We start from the raw sequence: 21,201 nt of genomic DNA, 5'->3' as shown, positions 1-21,201 counted from the left end.
CGCGCTGCAGCGCGGCAGGCGCGGAATTACAATATCGGTTAATAAAGAGGCGCTCAATATGTCGTTTTCCCCATGCAATGCAGGGTTATCGGGTTCCATGTCGACGGCCGCAGGCGCCATCGACAACCAGCGTGAAGGCAGCTTCGCCGCGCTCGGGAACGTCTTTCTGACACGTCTGCCCGCTGCGCCGCTGCCGGCGCCGTATGCGGTCGGCTTCGCGCCGGATGTCGCGGCGATGCTCGGTTTCGATGCGTCGCTGGCGAGCGAACCGGGCTTCGCGGAGTTCTTCTCCGGCAATACGACGCGTGACTGGCCGGCGGCGTCGCTGCCGTATGCGTCGGTGTATTCGGGGCATCAGTTCGGCGTCTGGGCGGGCCAACTCGGCGACGGACGCGCGATTACGCTCGGCGAAGTCGAGCACGACGGTAAGCGCTTCGAGCTTCAATTGAAAGGCGCAGGACGCACGCCCTATTCGCGCATGGGCGACGGACGCGCGGTGCTGCGCTCGTCGATCCGCGAATATCTGTGCTCGGAGGCGATGCATCATCTGGGCATTCCGACCACGCGCGCCCTTTGCGTCACAGGCTCCGATCAGCCCGTGCGCCGTGAGGAAATGGAAACGGCCGCCGTGGTCACGCGCGTATCGCCGAGTTTCGTGCGTTTCGGGCACTTCGAGCATTTCTATGCGAACGATCGCGTCGATGCGCTGCGTGCGCTGGCCGATCATGTGATCGACCGCTTCTATCCGTCGTGCCGCGACGCTGAAGATCCGTATCTCGCGCTACTCAACGAATGTGTGCTGTCGACTGCCGATCTGGTCGCGCAATGGCAGGCCGTGGGGTTTTGCCACGGCGTGATGAACACCGACAACATGTCGATTCTCGGCCTCACGATCGACTATGGTCCGTTTGGTTTCATCGACGGATTCGACTCGAACCACATCTGCAATCACTCGGATTCGCAGGGCCGCTACGCATACCGGATGCAGCCGCAGATCGCGTACTGGAACCTGTTCTGTCTCGCGCAAGGGCTGCTGCCGCTGTTCGGCGAGCGTTATGACGAAGCGGAGCGCAGCGCACGCGCGGTGAAGGATGCGCAACGCGTGCTCGAAGGTTTCAAGGGCCGCTTTGCGCCTGCGCTCGAAGCGCGTATGCGCGCGAAACTCGGGCTCGAAACCGAACGCGAAGGCGACGACGCGCTTGCCAACAAGCTGTTCGAGATCATGCACGCGAACCGCGCGGACTTCACGCTCACCTTCCGCAATCTGTCGAAGCTGTCGAAACACGATGCGAGCGGCGATACGAGTGTGCGCGACCTGTTCCTGGATCGCGCCGCTTTCGACGCCTGGGCGAACGACTACCGCGCGCGACTCGCGCACGAAACACGCGACGACGCCGCGCGCGCCGAAGCGATGAACCGCGTGAATCCGAAATTCGTGCTGCGCAATCACCTGGCCGAAGCGGCGATTCGCAAGGCGAAGGAAAAGGATTTTTCCGAGGTCGAGCGGCTCGCAACCGTGCTGCGCCGCCCGTTCGACGAGCAACCCGAGTTCGACGCGTACGCGGGTTTGCCGCCCGACTGGGCGTCGTCGCTGGAGGTGAGCTGTTCGTCGTAAGCGGGCAGCGCACGGCGCACGGGCGTGGCAACGGGCTCGCGCGACTGGCGTAACCCGGCTGCGCTACAATTCGAGCCCAGATAGCGTCGCGCGCGGTGTGATCATTCTGATGACGCACCGGCGCGGGCCAGCGTTTTTCGGACGGATCGGACTGGCTCCCGCCGCCAATTGCCCGATCTCATCCGAACCATCGCAAACGGCGCGCTCGATGCGCCCAACACTCTCCGGACTCCCATCCCGACAATGAAATTCCTGTTCGATCTGTTTCCGATCATCCTGTTCTTCGTCGCGTACAAGGTGTGGGGCATTTTCACGGCGACGGCCGTTGCGATCGCCGCCACGCTGGTCCAGATCGCGTGGGTCGCGTTCCGGCACCGCAAGGTCGATCCGATGCTGTGGGTGAGCCTCGGCGTGGTCACCGTGTTCGGCGGCGCGACGCTCGTGCTGCACAACGACACCTTCATCAAATGGAAGCCGACCGTGCTGTACTGGGCGTTCTCGGTCGCGCTGGTGGTGTCCGCGCTGGCGTTCAACAAGAACCTGATCGAGGCGATGATGGGCAAGCAGATCCAGTTGCCGCACCGGATCTGGGGGCAGCTGAATTACGTGTGGGCGATCTTTTTCGTGCTGCTCGGCATTCTCAACCTGTTCGTCGCCTTCAATTTTTCCACCGATGCGTGGGTCAATTTCAAGCTGTTCGGCGCGACGGGCTGCCTCGTAGTGTTCATCGTCGGACAGAGCTTGTGGCTGTCGAAATACATGAAGGAAGAGTGACATGAGCGACGTATTCCTTGAGGCCAGCCCTGCCGAGCGCATTGCGCTGATCGAAGCGCGCATCACGGCGGCGCTCGCGCCGATCGATTCGATTACCGTGCGCGACGACAGCGCCTTGCATGCGGGTCATGCGGGTGCGTCGGCGGGCGGACACTACGCGGTGACGATCGTCGCTGGCGCCTTTGCCGGCAAGGCTCGCGTGGCGCGGCACCGCATGGTGTATGATGCGCTGGCCGATGCCATGCAGCGCGGCATTCACGCTCTCGCGATCACGGCTTACACGCCAGAAGAATTCAATTTGCTGTCCCGTTAGGAAACTTCCGATGACCTTGAAAAACACCCGCTACTGGGTTTTGCTGGCTGCATTTGCAGCGGCACCTGCATTCGCTCAGAACATCGCCGTCGTGAACGGCACGCCGATTCCCAAGTCGCGCGCCGATGCGCTGGTCGCGCAACTGGTACAGCAAGGTCAACAGGATTCGCCGAAGCTGCAACAGGCTGTGCGCGAAGAACTCGTGAACCGCGAAATCCTGATGCAGGAAGCGATCCGCGAAGGCATTCCGTCGAAGCCGGAGGTCAAGGCGCAGGTCGCCGTCGCGCAACAAACCGTTGTGCTGCGCGCGCTGATCGAGAACTACATCAAGAAGAACCAGCCGACGGACGCCGATGTGAAGGCGAAGTACGACGAACTGGTCAAACAGATTGGCGGCAAGGAATATCACCTGCATCACATTCTCGTCGACAACGAGCAGCAGGCAAAGGATCTGATCGCGAAGATCAAGGCTGGCGCGAGCTTTGAAGATCTCGCGAAGCAATTCTCGAAGGATCCGGGATCGGGCAAGAATGGCGGCGATCTCGACTGGTCGGATCCGAAGGCCTATGTGCCTGAGTTTGCTGCTGCCGCAGAGAAACTGCAGAAAGGCCAGATGACGGATGAACCGGTGCACACGCAGTTTGGATGGCACATCATTCGCGTCGATGATGTGCGGCAGACGCCGCCGCCGCCGTTTGAGCAGGTGAAGGCTCAGATTGCGCAGCAGATGCAGCAGGAGAAGCTGCAGGCGTTTGAAGAGGACCTGCGGTCCAAGGCTAAGGTGCAGTAAGGTTTTTTGTTTTTCTGTTGTTGAAGAGGCCGCCGGTTTGGCGGCTTTTTCGTTTTTGTCGATGCTGGATGGTTGTTGTTGGCATCCGCGTTTTGTTACTGGTGCTTCGTGCGTCGCCCCTGTGCGGGGCGGCACTTACTTTCTTTGCCGCCGCAAAGAAAGTAAGCAAAGAAAGCGGGCTAACACCGCCCGTTCTTGACCACCGCCTGAGGGCCCCCAACAGTTCCTCCGCTTCACACGGAAACCTGCCATTTGCGGCCCGTTGCCAACGCCTTGCATAGACGCCTCACCCACTTCAATTACCCGTAGCGCAGCGAGCGGCAGCGAATGGTTACGGCCGCCCAGGTGGCAAACTGTGTGTAGGTCGTAGTGCCTCACACGTCAGCGAACCTACGACACCGATCATGCTTTTCAGTCTGGAGTGATGCGTGTACGCCGCGACAGCCTACACACAGTTTGCCGCTATGGAACGTGGGAAATTTGATCGCGCGTGTGGCGACGCGGGATTGTGAAGCGGGTGAGGCGCTCGATAAGAGCGTTGGCAGCGGGCATCGAGAAGAGCGATGCCGCGTGAAGGAGAGGACCCGTTGGGGGCCCTCAGGCAGGAACAAGAATTGGCGGTGTTAAGCGGCTTTCTTTTGCCTACTTTTCTTTGCCGCGGCAAAGAAAAGTAGGTGCCGCCCCGCACAGGGGCAACGCCTGAAGCAGGCAAGACAAATCGCGGATGCCAGCAAAAACACAAGCAAACCAAACCAGCCCCCGCGCAGGAAAAACAAAAAACCTTACCCCAACCACTTCCGCGCATTCTGAAACACGCGCATCCACGGGCTACCATCGGTAGCACTGTTCTTCCATGCATCGGGATGCCAGCTCATCTGCACATTGCGATGCACACGCTCCGTATGCGGCATCAGCACCGTAAACCGGCCATCGGGCGTCGTCACAGAAGTAATCCCCGCCGGCGAGCCATTCGGATTGAACGGATACTGTTCAGTCAGCTGCCCACGATGATCGACATACTTCATCGCCACAGCAACACGCGACATATCACCCTGCTGCGAGAAGTCAGCAAACCCCTCACCGTGCGCAATGGCGACAGGAATTCGTGACCCTTCCATACCGGCAAAGAATATCGACGGCGACGATTGCACTTCGACCAGCGAGAAGCGCGCTTCAAACTTCTCCGACTTGTTCCGCGTGAACTTCGGCCAGGCGTCGGCGCCAGGAATCATCGACGCCAGGCTGCTCATCATCTGACAGCCATTGCAGATACCAAGCGCGAATGTATCGCTGCGACCGAAGAACGCCGCAAACATATCGGCAAGCTCAGCGTTGAAGCGAATCGTCTTCGCCCAGCCCTCGCCTGCACCCAGCACGTCACCATACGAGAAGCCGCCGCACGCAACCGCGCCCGCAAAATCAGCCAGCGTCGCGCGGCCCGACAGCAGGTCGCTCATGTGCACGTCGTGGGCATCGAAGCCGGCGCGATCGAATGCATACGCCGTTTCGAGGTGCGAGTTCACGCCCTGCTCCCGCAGGATCGCCACACGCGGACGCGCGCCCTTGCCGATAAACGGCGCAGCCACGTCCTCGACAGGATCGAACGACAGATGCGGCTGGATGCCGGGATCCGACGCGTCGAGCAACGCATCGAATTCCGCATCGGCACATGCAGGGTTGTCGCGCAGACGCGCAATACGCCAGCTCACCTCGCTCCACGTGCGATGCAGTTCGGTACGCGGTGCGTCGAAAATCTTCTTCGCGTCGCGATAGATTTCGAGCACATCGCGATCGTTCGGCTTGCCGATCACATGCGAGCAAGCCGACAGGCCATGTTCGCGCAGCGCGGCGAGCACCGCGTCGCGATCGGCGGCACGCACCTGAACCACGGCACCCAGTTCTTCGCTGAAAAGCGCGCGGATCGTGCGGTCTTCGCGGCGGCCGCTGGTCTGCTTCGCCCAGTCCTTCGCATCGCCGTAATCGGATTCGTGGTCGGGGTCGAGCGTCAGCATGTCGACGTTCAGCGTCACGCCCACGTGGCCCGCAAACGCCATTTCGCAGACCGTCGCCCACAGGCCGCCGTCCGAACGGTCGTGGTACGCGAGCAGCTTGCCGTCGGCGTTGAGCGCCTGGATCGCCGCGAAGAAACGCTTCAGGTCTTCCGGATTGTCGACGTCCGGCACCGTGTCGCCGACCTGCTGCGTCACCTGCGCCAGAATACTGCCGCCCAGACGATGCTTGCCGCGCCCGAGGTCGATCGCGATCAGCACCGTTTCGCCCGCATCCTTCTGGCTCACCAGTTGCGGCGTCAGATGGCGGCGCACGTCTTCGACCGGCGCGAACGCCGAAATGATCAGCGACACGGGCGCGACCACTTCCTTTTCGACATTGCCGTCTGCCCACTTCGTGCGCATCGACAGCGAATCCTTGCCGACAGGAATGCCGATGCCCAGCGCCGGGCACAGTTCCATGCCAATCGCCTTCACCGTGTCGTACAGCGCTGCGTCTTCGCCCGGGCTGCCGCACGCGGCCATCCAGTTCGCCGACAGCTTCAGCTTGTCCAGCGATTCGATCGGTGCCGACGCAATGTTCGTCACCGCTTCGCCGACTGCCATGCGGCCCGACGCGGGCGCGTTGATCACGGCGAGCGGCGTGCGCTCGGCCATCGTCATCGCTTCGCCGCGGAAGCCCGCGTAATCGACCGTCGTGATCGCGCAGTCAGCGACCGGCACCTGCCACGGGCCAACCATCTGGTCGCGCGCCGTCGTGCCGCCCACCGAGCGGTCACCGATCGTGATCAGGAACGACTTGCTCGCCACCGTCGGATGACGCAGCACATTCACAGCCGCTTCGTGCAGCGCGATATGCGTGACGTCGACCGGTTGCAGCGGCGTCGACGCGCGCTTCACGTCGCGGTGCATGCGCGGCGGCTTGCCGAGCAGCACTTCCATCGGCATGTCGACGGGCTCATGCGCGTCGGTTTGCGTCAGATCGGCGTCGATCAGCTTCAGCTGACGTTCTTCCGTAGCCGTGCCGACCACCGCGAACGGGCAGCGCTCGCGCTCGCAGATTGCCGCGAACTCTTCGAGACGCGACGGCGGAATGGCCAGCACGTAACGCTCTTGCGCTTCGTTCGACCAGATTTCGCGCGGCGACAGGCCACTTTCTTCGAGCTGAACCTTGCGCAGTTCGAACAGCGCGCCCTTGTCCGCGCCGTCGACCAGTTCCGGGAACGCGTTCGACAGACCGCCCGCGCCGACGTCGTGAATGCTCAGAATCGGATTGTCCGCGCCGAGTTGCCAGCACGAGTTGATCACTTCCTGCGCGCGGCGCTCGATTTCCGGATTGCCGCGCTGGACGGAATCGAAGTCGAGTTCAGCCGTATTGGTACCCGTCGCCATCGAACTCGCGGCGCCGCCGCCCATGCCGATGCGCATGCCGGGACCGCCGATCTGAATCAGCAGCGAGCCGGCCGGCAGATCGTGCTTGTGCGTGTGCTGGTCGGAGATGTTGCCGAGACCGCCCGCGATCATGATCGGCTTGTGATAACCGCGCACGCGGCCCGCGACGTTCTGCTCGTAGGTACGGAAGTAGCCGCCGAGGTTCGGACGGCCGAATTCGTTGTTGAACGCGGCGCCGCCAAGCGGTCCGTCGATCATGATCTGCAGCGGCGACGCGATGCGGTCCGGGCGGCCGTAAACGTCGAATTGATCAGCGGCGTTGCGGTGGCCGACGGGTTGCGTGGTATCGCGCGAGTTTTCCCACGGCTCGCGTGCGTCCGGCAGATCGAGATTCGACACCGTGAAGCCCGTGAGACCCGCCTTCGGACGCGCGCCGCGCCCCGTCGCGCCTTCGTCGCGAATTTCACCGCCCGCGCCTGTCGCGGCGCCGGGGAACGGCGAGATGGCGGTCGGGTGGTTGTGCGTCTCCACCTTCATCAGCGTGTGCGTCAGTTCGGTGTGACGGCCATAGCGCTCGCCAGGTTCGCCCGCGTCGCCCGTCTCGCCTGCCTTGCGCGGGAACCAGCGCTCGGCCATGCCGCCCGCCATGATCGACGAGTTGTCCGAGTACGCGACGATCGTGCCCTGCGGATTGAGCTTCTCGGTGTTGCGGATCATGTTGAACAGCGAGATGTCCTGCTCCTCGCCGTCGATCGTCCAGCTCGCGTTGAAGATCTTGTGGCGGCAGTGTTCGCTGTTCGCCTGCGCGAACATCATCAGTTCGACGTCGGTCGGATTGCGGCCGAGCTTCGTGAACGCGTCGACGAGGTAGTCGATTTCATCTTCGGCGAGCGCGAGGCCCAGTTCCGAGTTCGCCTTTTCAAGCGCCTTGCGGCCGTCCGTCAGCACGCCAACCGTTTGCAGCGGCTTGGCGGGCAGTTCGTCGAACAGGTGCATGGCGTGATCGCGCGACGGCGCGACGCTTTCCGTCATCCGGTCATGCAGCGCGGCGACGACGGCGGCACGCGCCTCGTCCGACAGCGCCTTCTTGCCGCCCAGCAGCCCGCTTTTCAGCACGACCGTGTACTCCACACCACGCTCGATACGGCGCACATGCGTCAAGCCGCAATGCAGCGCGATGTCCGTTGCCTTGCTCGCCCACGGCGACACGGTGCCAAAGCGAGGCACGACGAGGAAGGTTTCGACGGCGCCCTTGTCCTTGCCCGCGTCGAACGGATCGCCGTAATGCATCAGCGCTTCGATCTTCGCGCTGTCTTCCGTGGAAAGCGGCGTCTGCGAGTTAACGAAGTGCAGATACTGGCCGCGCACGCCGACGATGCTGGAATCAATGCGCGACAGCGTGTCGAGCAGGCGGGTTTGACGGAAATCGGAGAGGGCCGAAGCGCCGGGGAAACACGAGAAGTGAGCCATGGACTTGACGTTGCGTCGATCGGTTGCGTCGCTGGGTGCCGCGCGCGATTGCTCTGGCAATCGCAAGGACAGTCGCGCGTGGGGGCGACGTGAGGCGTAAGGAAGTCCGAGATTATAACCCGGGAAGGCCCGGCAAACCTGGGCTGCGTGACGCTCCGCGTGCTTTCGCGGCGCGTCTTCGACGCCTTCGAGCCCCGCCCGCGCACGCCCGGGCCATTTTGGGACGCGTTTCTGGCCGTTTGTGGTAGGCCGAGCGCGCGTCGCAATCGGCGTCGAGCGAGGCTTCCGTTGCCGAACAGCAGCGTGCCGGGCGGGTCGTTTGACTGCTATCATTCGGCCTTTCATCAGATCGGCGCAGCATCGGCTATCGCGCTGCGCCGCATGTCACGCACTACGCCTGGCCCCACGCGTGCCGCCGGCAACACGAATTAACCATGGATGTCATTGTCATTGGCGGCGGGATCGTCGGCGTCGCCACCGCCTATCAGCTTCGCGCGGCCGGTCACCGGGTGTGCGTCGTCGAACGGCACGCCACCGTCGCGCAGGGCGCCACCTACGGCCACGGCGGCACGCTGCTGCCCACGCCGCTCGATGTCTGGTTCGGCCCGACCTTCATGCAGCACCGTCAGGCGGCCAAAAGCGGCGTCATCAAGAAGACGGGCTTCAACGGGCAGGTGCGCGATTTCGTCCGCACGCTCTCGACGCTCGCCGAGCCCGAGGCGTTCAAGAAGCAGTTTTCGCTGCTGCGCCCGCTGATCGAATCGGCCCGCGAGACGCTTGCCGATATCGAGCATCACTTCAATCTGGAGTTCGAGCAGACGCAGGGGCAGCTGTATCTGGTGCGCAGCCATCAGGACTGGGAGCTCACGCAGCCCGCGCTCGATCTGCTGCGGCATTTCGAAGTGCCGCACCACGTGCTGAGCCCGCAGGAATGCCAGACCATCGAACACTCGATTCCGCTCGAACCGCATTTCGCAGGCGGCGTGTTGTTCGACGACGAAGGCACGGCGAACTGCCCGCTGTTCGCCAAGCTGATCAAGCAGACGCTCGATACGCAAGGCGGCGTGCAGTTTCAGTGCGGCCGCGAGGTGACGGGCATCCGCCTCGACAACCAGCGCGCGGCCGTCGAACTGGCGCCCGCTAACGGCGAATCGTCACGCTCGCGCGACGTCGAAGTGATCAGCGCGGATGCCGTGGTGGTGGCGGCGGGCGTCGGCAGCCTTCCGCTGCTGGAGAAGCTCGGGCTGAATCTGCCGCTACATCCGCTGCGGCTGCATAACCTGGTGGCGCCGATCGCGCGTGAGGAATTCGCGCCACATACGACCGTGATCGACGCCGTCAAGCGCATCACGATCACGCGCAGCAACCACCGGTTGCGCATCGCGGGCGGCGCCGTGCTGCAAAGCGCGAGCCAGACGAAGCAGCCGCTCCCCGAACCGCTGACGAAGGAAGCGCTCGCGCTGCTTAGCCAGGCCACGCACGACTGGGTGCCGGGCTCCGCGCGCATTTCGGCCGCGCTGCCTTGGGAAGGCGTGAAATTGCTGTCACCCGATGGCTTGCCCGTGACGGGCAACGCGCTGCATCCGCGACTCTTCGTGAACGCCGCGCATGGCCCCGTCGGCTGGGGCCTCGCGTGCGGCTCGGGCAAGCTGATTGCGAGCCTCGTGTCCGGCGCGCCGTCCGAATTGCCGCCCGATACGATCGCGGCGCTGCGTCCCGAGCGCTTCAACGCGTAAGTTCGACGACCATTTGTCCTATGCCATTACGCGTGCTGGCGGCAGCACGCGTAATGCCTCTACCATGGGCGTACCCTGTTGCTTCGGTACGCTGCCATGATCGATACCACCCCGCCGCTTACTCACCCTACTCACGCCGTTCTGGTCAATCCCTATGACCGGCCGTTTCCGCTGCTGAGCGTCGCGGAACTGCGCGCACTCGAAAAAGAAGCCGAAGCGACCTTGCCCGCCCACACGCTGATGGGCCGCGCCGGAAGCGCAGGCGCGCTCTTTCTGAGCGAACACATCGCGCTCGACGGTTCCGGCGATCCCAACCTTCCCGTCTGGCTCGTCGCCGGCCCTGGCAACAATGGCGGCGATGCACTGGTCGTCGCAACGGAATTGCGGCGCAAAGGCATTGCCGTCGAAGTCTGCATGCCCGTCGAGGTGAAGCCCGAGGATGCGCGCTGGGCGCTCGCTGAAGCACGCGCGGCGGGCGTGCCGATCTCAGGCGCCGTGCCGGAATCGTTCGACGGGTATAACTGGGTCGTCGACGGCATGTTCGGCATCGGGCTCGCGCGACCGCTCGAAGACGTGTTCGCCACGATTGCCGCGCGATTGTCCGAGCGTGCGAAAACACGAGGCCGGGTACTCGCGCTCGACGTGCCGAGCGGGCTTGACAGTGACACAGGCAATGTCGTCGAAGGCGGCGTCGCCGTGCGCGCAACGCACACGGTGACCTTTATCGGCGCGAAGCCGGGCCTCTTCATGGCCTTCGGACGCGACCTCGCGGGCGATGTCACCGTCGCGCCGATCGGTCTCGACGCAACGCGCGAGCCGCGTGTTCGATTGAACTCGCCCGCCCTCTTCGCCCAGCATTTCCCACCGCGCGATTTCTCGACACACAAAGGCACGTTCGGCAGCGTCGCCATCGTGGGCGGCGATACGGGCATGTGTGGCGCGCCCATTCTCGCCGCGCGCATGGCGCTATACGCCGGTGCGGGCAAGGTTCATGTCGCGTTTCTTGGCGCGGGCGCCCCGCCATACGATCCGCCCCATCCGGAGCTGATGCTGCATCCGCTCGACGAACTGCCGCTCGCCGCGATGGATGCGCTGTCAATCGGCTGCGGAATGGGCAAGCGCGAACGTGCCGTGAACGTACTCCGCGATGCATTGCCGCTCGATGTGCCAAAGCTTCTGGATGCCGATGCGCTGAACCTGATCGCCGATCATGCCGATCTCGCTGCGGCCGTGAAGCAGCGCGGCGACTCGGCGAACGATCCCTGCGTGCTGACGCCTCATCCGCTCGAAGCGGCACGCCTGCTCGGCACGGACGCGAAAAGCGTGCAGCGCGACCGGCTGGAATCTGCGCGCGCATTGGCTGCGCGCTATGCGAGCGTCGTCGTGCTGAAAGGCACGGGCACGGTGATCGCCGCGCCGGACGGACGTGTCGCCGTCAACCCGACGGGCAACGCGGCGCTGGCGACAGGCGGCACGGGCGACGTGCTCGGCGGCCTGATCGGTGCGCTGCTCGGGCAAGGCCTTCCGCGCTACGAGGCGGCGCTTGCAGGCGTGTTCCTGCACGGTTTCGCCGCTGACACGCTCACGGCTCGTGGAAAAGGTCCCGCGGGCCTGACAGCAGGTGAACTCGCACCGATGGCGCGCAAGCTACTGAATCGTCTCGTTTATCCGCCGCGCGATTGACGGCGAACGCAGGCGGGACGTACGTCCCGCTATCTGGCGCACTATCCCATCTATCCCGGCTGTCATCCTGTCCCGCTATACTGGTTGACTGCGTCGTCGGTAGGTCATCCGCCGCGACGCGAACGCAGACGCCCGCTGACGGCGCACGAGACACGCCGCCGCGCATCCGGCGACCGTACCGCTCAGCCAACCGCGCGTCTGCGGATCACCCCCGGCTCGCCCGATGCGCGGCCGGCCATTCGTTTTCCTTCGTTAGACGGACGGTTATGACTCTCAACTCGCTCCCCGCCTGGAACTCGCTGCAAACACACTACGAACAGATTCGCGATGCGCGCCTGCGCGACTGGTTTGCACCCGAGAACGATCCCGCGCCGACGCGCGCCGAACGCTTCACGCTCGCCGGCGGCGGTCTCGCGGCCGACTTTTCGAAAAACCGGATCACCGACGAAACGCTCAAGCTGCTCGTGCAACTCGCGCGCGAAGCGAACGTCGAGAAGCGCCGCGACGCGATGTTCGCGGGCGACATCGTCAATCCGACGGAAGGCCGTGCGGTACTACACACCGCGCTGCGCGCAAGCAATCCGAACGCGCCCTTCTACGGCAAGATACAGGCCGAGCGCGCGAAGATGGCGGCGTTCGCCGACAAGGTCCGCAGCGGCGAGTGGAAAGGCTATACGGGCAAGCGCATCCGTTATGTCGTGAACATCGGCATTGGCGGTTCGGATCTCGGACCGAAGATGGTCGTCCATGCGCTACAGCATCTCGCGACGCCCGACATCTCGACGTTCTTCGTGTCGAACGTCGATGGCGCCGATCTGTATCGCGTGCTGCAGCAGATCGACCCTGAGGAAACGCTCGCCATCATCGTATCGAAGACGTTCACGACGCTCGAAACGATGACCAACGCCAATTCGCTGCGCGACTGGTTCGTCCAGAAGGGCTGCCCCGAGAGCGAACTGGCGAAGCACTTCGTCGGCGTGTCGGCGAACCCGGCTGAAGTCGTCAAGTTCGGCATTGCACAGGACAACGTGTTCGAGATGTGGGACTGGGTTGGCGGCCGCTATTCGCTGTGGTCGGCGGTCGGCCTGTCGATCATGATCGCCATCGGCCCGAAGCAGTTCGATGAACTGCTGGCGGGCGCCAACGAGATGGACGAACATTTCCGCACGGCGCCGCTTGAACGCAATCTGCCCGTGCTGATGGGCATGATCGGCATCTGGTATCGCAACTTCTTCGGCTCGCAAAGCTATCTGGTCGCGCCGTACTCCGAAGCGCTGCATTTCCTGCCGTCGTATTTGCAGCAACTCGAAATGGAGAGTAACGGCAAGCAGGCGTGTCTGGACGGCTCGTTCGTGACTTACGATACTTCCGCTGTCACGTGGGGCGAGCCGGGTACGAACGGCCAGCACGCGTTCTTCCAGATGCTGCATCAGGGGCCGACCATCGTCCCGATCGACTTCGTGGCTGTGCTGACGCCCGAGCATCCGCTCGTGTCGCATCATCCGAAGCTGCTCGCGAACTGTTTCGCGCAAAGCGAGGCACTGATGCTCGGCCGCACGCGTGAAGAAGCGGAGAAAGTGGCCGGACCGAACAAGCCAGAACTGGTGCCGCATATCATGTTCCCCGGCAACCGCCCGACCACCACGCTGCTCGTCGACGCCCTCACCGCCCGCACGCTCGGCGCGTTGATCGCGCTGTACGAACACAAGGTGCTCGTGCAAGGCACGGTCTGGAACATCAACTCTTTCGACCAGTGGGGCGTTGAACTCGGCAAGATTCTCGGCAAGGTGGTCGAGGCGGATCTGACTGCCGCGAGCGCCGACGAAAAGAAGCACGACTCGTCGACCTCGGCGCTGATCGCGCGTGCGCGAGCCGCTCTGAAGCGCTGATCGCACCGTCGGATACAGCCGCATGAACGCAAACGGGCCTTCAACACGAAGGCCCGTTTTTTTCGCCCGCGTTTTGCGGTCAGATCAGACGCCCTGCTTCGATCGTCACCGTTGTGTCGCAGCGGCGCGCAAGCTCGACGTCGTGCGTTACCAGCACCAGTGTCGCGCCATTCGCGCGATTCATCTCGAACATCAGATCAATCACTGCATGGCCCGTCGCGGCGTCGAGGCTGCCCGTAGGCTCGTCGGCGAAGAGAATCGACGGATGCGTGGCAAACGCGCGAGCCAGCGCCACGCGCTGCTGTTCGCCGCCCGACAGCAGCTTCGGATAGTGACGCATGCGCTCGCCGAGCCCGACCTGCGTCAGCAGCGTGCGCGCGCGCGCATGGATGTCGCGCGCCGGCAGCTCGCCTTGCAGTTCGAGGGGAAGCGTGACGTTCTCGAGCGCCGTCAGATGTGGCATCAACTGGAAGGACTGGAACACGAAACCGACCGAACCGTTACGCAACGCGGCGCGGCCGTCTTCATCGAGCTCCGTCAGTTCGCGGCCAAGCAGGCGAACCGAGCCCGAGGTCGCGCTGTCCAAACCGGCGAGCAGTCCAAGCAGCGTAGACTTGCCCGAGCCCGACGCGCCGACGATCGCCACACGGCTGCTGGCCTGAATCGACAGGTCGATGTTGTCGAGGATCGTCAACTCGCCCGTCGCATCCTTAACCCTTTTGCACAAACCCCGCACTTCGATGACTGGATCGGTTTTCTTTTGCATGGTGAAGCGTAGGTTGAATGTACGCGCCGTTACGTCGTTTGCGTCGCTCAAGGCGCTGACCGCGGCGTGTTTCCCCATCGTGATCGCCGCTACTTTTTCTGCGTCTGCTCAGGCTGCCAATACGAGCACTGCCGCCACCGCGATGGCCAACGCCGCGGGCAACAACGCACAGCAATCGAAGCCCACGATCGTCGTGCTCGGCGACAGTCTCTCCGCCGAATACGGCCTGCCTCGCGACACCGGCTGGGTTTCGCTGATGCGTCAGCGTCTGTCGAGTGAACGAATCGATTATAACGTTGCCAATGCGAGCATCAGCGGCGATACGACGAGCGGCGGCCGCGCCCGACTGCCCGCGCTGATGCAGCGCCTGAAGCCCGCCGTCGTGATCGTCGAACTCGGCGCCAACGACGCGCTGCGCGGTGTGCCGCTCAATACGACGGAAGACAATCTCCGCACGATCATCGAACAGGCCCAGCAAGGTCACGCGAAGGTGCTGCTCGTCGGTATGTACGTGCCGCCCAATTACGGCCCCGACTACACGCAAAAGTTCCACGGCCTCTATGGTCAGCTGTCGAAGCAGTTGAGTGTGCCGCTGGTGCCATTCCTTCTTGCCGGGATCGAAGACAAACCGGACATGTTCCAGTCCGATCAGATTCACCCGACGCAGCGGGCACAGCCCCTGCTACTCGACAACGTGTGGCCGGCGCTGAAGCCGCTGCTCCACACCTCGTCTCAATGAAGTTTCAATGAACGCGGCGCGCGACGTGTTACAGCGCGCTAACAACTTGTTTCCGAATAGGGGGAACGTGCCCAGGCACGGTCGATCAGACAGATTCGCCTGATTTCGACAACCGGCTCTATGTGAGCGATTTCTGGAAGGAGATAACGTGAAATACTTACCGATTATCGCTATGGCTGTCGCCATTTCCGCTTGTGCGGCTCAACCGCCCGCAGGTGTTCAGTCCGTTGGCACCAGCCAGCAGCCGCCGAAGGTCGTCGGCCAGTGCATCGCCAAGAAGTGGGCTGACAAGACCCAGCAGCAGGTCGTGGCACAAGACACAATGGCCAATGACATGGCGATGGACGTGTATGTGCCCGGTCAGCAACCGCCGAACGGCGCAGCTGCCGTGGTTCGACCGAACTATCAGGGCTCCGGCACGTGGGTCGGTTTCCGTGCCGCCGGCGGCGCCGGCAGCGATGCAACGGGCGATATCAGCGCCTGCCTGTAACGCTTCCGGCCCCTTCTCTGGAAGCAAAAAAGCCCCGCATATGCGGGGCTTTTTGTATTCAGCATGAAGCCGCACGAAGGCGGCTTCGGCAATGGTAGCGAGCTTACTCGCCGGACTGCGAGTTTTCGAGCGAACCGTACATCTTCACCTTCGAGCGCGCGCGGACAGCATCGAGGTACGACTCAGCTTCGGCTTGCGCATTCACGGAAGCAATCTGCTGCTGCGCGGATGCGAGACGCTGTGCATCCGTCGACGCTGGCGCCACGACAGAGTTCACGCGATAAATCGCGTAACCGTCCGCACCCAGATCGACACCGACGTAAGCCGGCAACTTTTGCGCATCGACCTTGTAAATTGCACTCAATGCAGCAGGCGGCACGCCCTGCGCATCGTTGCGCGACACCTTAAGCGCCGACGAAAAACCGTCCGTCGATTTCGACTTCTGCAGATCGGCTAGCCTAGCCTCGCCTTCCTTGCGCGCGAGATCGGCAGCCTGCTGCGCGACGACCTTCTGACGCACTGCGTCCTTGACGGCAGCCAGCGCAGGCACGGCAGCCGGCTTGTAATCCGTCACGTGCGCGGCGATCAGCGTGTTGTTGCCGACGTCGATTGCCTGCGTGTTGTTGTGGTCCTTCGCCGAATCGTTCGCGAACACGGCAGCAAGGAACTTCGGATTGTTCAGCGGGCTATCCGGCGGCAGCGCAGTGCTTGGCTGCGGCGTAACCGTCGCGGTCTGAATCTGCAGCTTGTACTTGTCGGCAGCCGGCTGCAGGCTCTTCGCCTGTTCGTAGACCGTCGACGTGAAGCCTTCGGAATCGTCGCTGAATGCCTTGGTCGCGAGTTGCGTCTTCAGGTCCTTCGCGATCGAATCCTTCACTTCATCGAACGGCTTCGTCACCGACGGCTTCACGTCCGTCACCTTCACGATGTGGTAGCCGAAGTCCGACTGGATCAGATCGCTGATCTCGTCCTTCTTCATCTTGAAGACGGCGTCGTCGAAAGCCTTGCCACCCGCGATCATGCCCGGGCTGAAGTAACCCAGATCACCACCCTTCGACGCCGAGCCCGGATCCTGCGAATCCTGCTGCGCGAGTTGCGCAAACTGGTCCGGATGCGCCTTCACCTGCGCGAGGATGTCCTGCGCCTTCTGCTTCGCCTTGTCCTTGTCGGCGGCGCTCGCGTCCTTCGGCACCGTGATCAGGATGTGGCTCGCGCGAACTTCGCCTTGCGTGCGGAAGTGAGCGATGTTGTCGTCGTAGTACTTCTTGAGATCGGCATCGCCCGGATTCGACGATGCTGCGAGCGTGGCGGGCGACATCACCAGATACTGGATCGTGGCGGTTGCCGGCGTCGCGAAGTCGTCGCGGTGAGCGTCGTAGTACGCCTGGATTTGCGCATCCGTAGGCTGAACCTTCGACTCATACTCTTTCGCACGGAACGCGAGACCCTGCACTTCGCGCTGTTGCTCGGCCAGTTCAGTGAGATGCTGGGCAAGCGTCTTCGGCGTGAACGCGGTGCGTGTGATGGCAGCCGGCAGCTGTTGCATAGCCATGCTGTAGCGCACCTGCTCCTGGTATTGCTCGGGCGTGATGCCCTGCATCGCAAGGAGTTCTTTGTATTTGTTCAGGTCGATCGAGCCATCGGGATTCTTCAGCGAGCCGATGATCGGATCAGCCATCAGCGCGCGACGCAGCGCGTCGTCCGATGCCGTCAGATGCAGACGTTGCGTCTCATCCGCGAGCACGCGCTGCTGGATCAGACCGTCGAGCATTTCCTTGCGGCGATCGGGCGTATCGAACATCTTCGCGTCGAACTGCGCGCCGAGCATCTGACGCGCGCGGTCCATCTGCTGACGCCATGCATTGTCGTACTCGGCTCGCGTGATCTTGTGACCGTTGACGCTCGCGACATTCGCGCTCTCGTCAAAGAAGCCACGGAAGCCCTGGATACCCACAAAGCCCAAACCCGGCAGGATGACCAGGATGAGCATGAACATCATCAGACGTTGGTGATTGCGGAAGAAATCGAGCATGCTTGAGGAGGCAATAGGCAGATGCCAAAAACGGAACGCCCGATGTTACATCAGCGGGCAATAAAAAAGGCGAACCGGAGTTCGCCTTTCTAGGATACTGGCGGAGTGGACGGGACTCGAACCCGCGACCCCCGGCGTGACAGGCCGGTATTCTAACCGACTGAACTACCACTCCTTATTGCTGCTTATGCTGCGCAGCGCGTCACTTCGATCTGGAACTGGTGGGTGCTGAGAGGCTCGAACTCCCGACCTACGCCTTGTAAGGGCGCCGCTCTACCAACTGAGCTAAGCACCCGCTCCGAGACCGCTGCTGCCTGACTGGTGATACCGAATCGCCTCGATACATTCATCAAGCAGCGAGCCCATTAGTTTAACGCATCCTTTAGCGCTTTGCCAGGCCTAAATTTAGGAACCTTCGCTGCCTTGATCTTGATTGCTGCGCCCGTGCGCGGATTGCGACCCGTGCGAGCCGTGCGCTTGCCAACGGCGAACGTGCCGAAGCCAACCAGCGTCACCGAACCACCCTTCTTCAACGTGCCTTTGACGCCACCGATCACTGCATCCAGCGCGCGACCTGCTGCCGCTTTCGAAATGTCGGCTTGTTGCGCGATGTGATCGATCAATTCCGTTTTATTCATTCCAAGCCCCCGAGAATGTAGTTGGGCAAATCATGAAAGCGCTTGTGCGCCCGGTTATTTACGGCGCGGCAGAATTTGCCGGCCACTCATTAGAATGGGCCGAAACCCTTGTGTCAAGCGGGATTGCGCCTGATTCGAAGGGCTCGTCGAAGGGCTTTCGATCACAGAATCTTGCAAGAGATGGATGCGGATGCAACCAGTTTACCGCGCGCTGCAAGGTCTCCTGGATAACGGGCAAATGGCTCGATTGCACATGTCGCCGCCCAAACGTTTGCCTGGCTGCAGAAATAAAAAAACCCGCGGGCCAGGCCGCGGGTTTTTGATCGCCGATGACTGAAGCAGATGAAGCGTTCAGTACATGGCGTTTAGCTTAGTGCTTCACGACATCGCTTGCGCTGGCGTCTTTCGACTCACCGACGGGCGCCGCTGCCTTCGGCTCTTCTTCCGGCAGCGCGGACGGCGCGCGTTCCAGCGCCAGTTCCAGCACCTTGTCGATCCAGCGGACCGGCACGATCTCGATCGCGTTCTTCACGTTGTCCGGAATCTCCGTCAGATCCTTGACGTTTTCTTCCGGAATCAGCACGAGCTTGATACCGCCGCGATGCGCTGCCAGCAGTTTCTCTTTCAGCCCGCCGATCGGCAGCACTTCGCCGCGCAGCGTGATTTCACCCGTCATGGCGACATCTGCGCGCACGGGAATACCCGTGAGCACCGACACCAGCGCCGTCGTCATCGCGATACCGGCGGACGGACCGTCCTTCGGCGTCGCGCCTTCCGGCACGTGGATGTGGATGTCCTGCTTCTCGAACGCTTCGTCCTTGACGCCGAGACGGCGCGAACGCGAACGCACCACCGAACGCGCGGCTTCGACGGATTCCTTCATAACGTCGCCGAGCGAACCCGTGCGGATCACGTTGCCCTTGCCAGGCATCACTGCCGCTTCGATCGTCAGCAGATCGCCGCCGACTTCCGTCCACGCGAGGCCCGTGACCTGACCGGTCTGGTTTTCCTTCGCGGCCAGACCGAAGTCGTACTTGCGCACGCCGAGGAACGTGTCGAGGTTATCGCCGTCTACCGTCACCGCCTTGTCTGCCTTCTTCAGCAGAAGCATCTTCACGACCTTGCGGCAGATCTTCGACACTTCACGCTCGAGCGAACGCACGCCCGCTTCACGCGTGTAGTAGCGAATGATGTCGCGGATCGCTGCTTCCGTGACTTCGATCTCGCCAGCCTTCAGGCCGTTGTTCTTCTTCTGCTTCGGCAGCAGGTAACGTTGCGCGATGCTGACCTTCTCGTCTTCCGTGTAACCCGACAGACGGATCACTTCCATCCGGTCAAGCAACGGCGGCGGAATGTTCAGCGAGTTCGACGTCGCCACGAACATCACGTCCGACAGGTCGAAGTCGACTTCGACGTAGTGGTCGGCAAACGTGTGGTTCTGTTCGGGGTCGAGCACTTCGAGCAGCGCCGACGACGGATCGCCGCGGAAATCCATACCCATCTTGTCGACTTCGTCGAGCAGGAAGAGCGGATTGCGCACGCCGACCTTGGTCAGGCTCTGCAGGATCTTGCCCGGCATCGAACCGATGTACGTACGACGGTGGCCGCGAATTTCAGCCTCGTCACGCACACCACCCAGTGCCATGCGCACGAACTTGCGATTCGTTGCGCGCGCAATCGACTGGCCCAGCGACGTCTTACCAACACCCGGAGGCCCAACCAGGCACAGGATCGGCGCCTTCACCTTGTCCACGCGCTGTTGAACCGCGAGATACTCGAGAATGCGTTCCTTGACCTTCTCAAGACCGAAGTGGTCTTCGTCCAGCACGCGTTCGGCATTCGAGAGGTCGTTGTTGACCTTGCTCTTCTTGCGCCACGGCAGGCCAATCAGCGTGTCAATATAGTTGCGTACGACGGTGGCTTCCGCCGACATCGGCGACATCAGCTTGAGCTTCTTCAGCTCGGCGTCGGCCTTCTTCTTGGCTTCCTTCGGCATGCGCGCGGCCGTGATGCGTTTCTCGAGTTCTTCGAGATCGGCACCCTCTTCGCCTTCGCCCAGTTCCTTCTGGATCGCCTTGACCTGCTCGTTCAGGTAGTACTCGCGCTGGCTCTTCTCCATCTGACGCTTGACGCGTCCGCGGATGCGCTTTTCGACCTGCAGGATGTCGATCTCGGCTTCGAGTTGCGCGAGCAGATGCTCGAGGCGCTCGATGACCGGGAACATTTCGAGGATCTGCTGCTTCTGGTCGAGCTTGAGCGGCAGATGCGCAGCGATGGTATCGGCCAGACGGCCAGCTTCATCGATGCCCGACAGCGACGTGAGAATCTCCGGCGGGATCTTCTTGTTCAGCTTCACGTACTGGTCGAACTGCGACACGATCGCACGGCGCAGCGCTTCCGTTTCAGCGCTATCGGCGTGGTCGGGCTCGAGCGGCATGACTTCGCACGAGAATTGCGTTTCCTGCTCTTCGATCGACAGCGTCTTGGCGCGCTGCAGACCTTCGACCAGCACCTTCACGGTGCCGTCGGGCAGCTTGAGCATCTGCAGGATGTTGGCGATACAGCCAACTTCGTACATATCCTTTTCGGTCGGCTCGTCTTTGGCCGCCGTCTTCTGGGCGACAAGCATGATGTGCTTGCCACCTTCCATTGCGGCTTCCAACGCCTTGATCGATTTCGGGCGACCCACGAAGAGCGGGATCACCATGTGCGGGAAAACGACTACGTCGCGCAGCGGGAGCAGCGGCAGCGTGATGCGTTCCGGCGGGAGGAGTTGGGTTCCTGACATTTCATTTCCCCATGAGTGGAATCAGTTTGTTCGATAGTTGAGGCCGACAAAAAAGATTGCAAGCCTTCGCGTGTGGG

The 21,201-nt window shown here is 62.4% G+C and carries 14 protein-coding genes and 2 tRNA genes; 9 read left to right on the top strand and 7 right to left on the bottom strand.

The features are described from left to right. Positions 1-58 precede the first annotated feature (58 nt). The 4 genes from G3O01_RS40170 (at position 59) to G3O01_RS40155 (ending at position 3,492) form a co-directional block, all read left to right on the top strand. A complete protein-coding gene (locus G3O01_RS40170; protein WP_205813031.1) occupies positions 59-1,615 on the top strand; it encodes a protein adenylyltransferase SelO in 1,557 nt (518 codons plus the stop codon). A gap of 243 nt (positions 1,616-1,858) precedes the next feature. Continuing rightward, entirely contained in the window at positions 1,859-2,389 is a 531-nt protein-coding gene (locus tag G3O01_RS40165) for a septation protein A (RefSeq protein ID WP_007585925.1), read from the top strand. 1 nt (position 2,390) lies between these two features. Next, entirely contained in the window at positions 2,391-2,702 is a 312-nt protein-coding gene (locus G3O01_RS40160) for a BolA family protein (RefSeq protein WP_205813030.1), read from the top strand. A gap of 10 nt (positions 2,703-2,712) precedes the next feature. Next, on the top strand, positions 2,713-3,492 hold the full coding sequence (locus G3O01_RS40155) for a peptidylprolyl isomerase (protein ID WP_205813029.1): 780 nt from the start codon (positions 2,713-2,715) through the stop codon (positions 3,490-3,492). Between the two features lie 782 nt (positions 3,493-4,274). Here G3O01_RS40155 and purL read toward each other — a convergent pair. Continuing rightward, a complete protein-coding gene (gene purL, locus G3O01_RS40150; RefSeq protein ID WP_205813028.1) occupies positions 4,275-8,363 on the bottom strand; it encodes a phosphoribosylformylglycinamidine synthase in 4,089 nt (1,362 codons plus the stop codon). Positions 8,364-8,797: 434 nt separating this feature from the next. Here purL and G3O01_RS40145 point away from each other — a divergent pair, with 434 nt between their 5' ends. The 3 genes from G3O01_RS40145 (at position 8,798) to pgi (ending at position 13,671) form a co-directional block, all read left to right on the top strand. Beyond that, positions 8,798-10,099, top strand: coding sequence for an FAD-dependent oxidoreductase (locus tag G3O01_RS40145; protein ID WP_205813027.1), 1,302 nt, complete (start codon positions 8,798-8,800; stop codon positions 10,097-10,099). Positions 10,100-10,195: 96 nt separating this feature from the next. Beyond that, positions 10,196-11,782 (top strand): NAD(P)H-hydrate dehydratase, encoded by a 1,587-nt coding sequence (locus G3O01_RS40140; RefSeq protein WP_205813026.1) that lies wholly within the window; start codon positions 10,196-10,198, stop codon positions 11,780-11,782. Positions 11,783-12,048: 266 nt separating this feature from the next. Then, a complete protein-coding gene (gene pgi, locus G3O01_RS40135) occupies positions 12,049-13,671 on the top strand; it encodes a glucose-6-phosphate isomerase (RefSeq protein WP_205813025.1) in 1,623 nt (540 codons plus the stop codon). 79 nt (positions 13,672-13,750) lie between these two features. Here pgi and G3O01_RS40130 read toward each other — a convergent pair whose 3' ends face one another. Then, positions 13,751-14,437, bottom strand: coding sequence for an ABC transporter ATP-binding protein (locus G3O01_RS40130; RefSeq protein WP_205813024.1), 687 nt, complete (start codon positions 14,435-14,437; stop codon positions 13,751-13,753). Here G3O01_RS40130 and G3O01_RS40125 point away from each other — a divergent pair. Both G3O01_RS40125 and G3O01_RS40120 read left to right on the top strand, forming a co-directional pair. After that, on the top strand, positions 14,436-15,176 hold the full coding sequence (locus tag G3O01_RS40125; RefSeq protein ID WP_205813023.1) for an arylesterase: 741 nt from the start codon (positions 14,436-14,438) through the stop codon (positions 15,174-15,176). The two genes, G3O01_RS40130 and G3O01_RS40125, sit on opposite strands and share 2 nt — an antisense overlap. 148 nt (positions 15,177-15,324) lie before the next feature. Next, positions 15,325-15,666, top strand: coding sequence for a hypothetical protein (locus tag G3O01_RS40120; protein WP_205813022.1), 342 nt, complete (start codon positions 15,325-15,327; stop codon positions 15,664-15,666). Between the two features lie 103 nt (positions 15,667-15,769). On the opposite strand, the gene G3O01_RS40115 is transcribed toward G3O01_RS40120, so the two are convergent. The 5 genes from G3O01_RS40115 to lon all read right to left on the bottom strand — a co-directional run bounded on the left by G3O01_RS40115 (position 15,770) and on the right by lon (position 21,124). Beyond that, on the bottom strand, positions 15,770-17,698 hold the full coding sequence (locus G3O01_RS40115; protein WP_205813021.1) for a SurA N-terminal domain-containing protein: 1,929 nt from the start codon (positions 17,696-17,698) through the stop codon (positions 15,770-15,772). Between the two features lie 98 nt (positions 17,699-17,796). Continuing rightward, a tRNA-Asp gene (locus G3O01_RS40110) sits at positions 17,797-17,873 on the bottom strand. Positions 17,874-17,917: 44 nt separating this feature from the next. Then, positions 17,918-17,993: transfer RNA gene (locus tag G3O01_RS40105), tRNA-Val, on the bottom strand. 70 nt (positions 17,994-18,063) lie between these two features. Then, positions 18,064-18,336 (bottom strand): HU family DNA-binding protein, encoded by a 273-nt coding sequence (locus G3O01_RS40100; protein WP_007585907.1) that lies wholly within the window; start codon positions 18,334-18,336, stop codon positions 18,064-18,066. Between the two features lie 370 nt (positions 18,337-18,706). Further along, a complete protein-coding gene (gene lon / locus G3O01_RS40095) occupies positions 18,707-21,124 on the bottom strand; it encodes an endopeptidase La (protein WP_205813020.1) in 2,418 nt (805 codons plus the stop codon). Positions 21,125-21,201: the final 77 nt, after the last annotated feature.

This window comes from Burkholderia sp. Ac-20365, from assembly GCF_017104715.1.
Lineage (GTDB): Bacteria > Pseudomonadota > Gammaproteobacteria > Burkholderiales > Burkholderiaceae > Paraburkholderia.
This window is presented reverse-complemented; position numbering and strand designations above follow the sequence as displayed.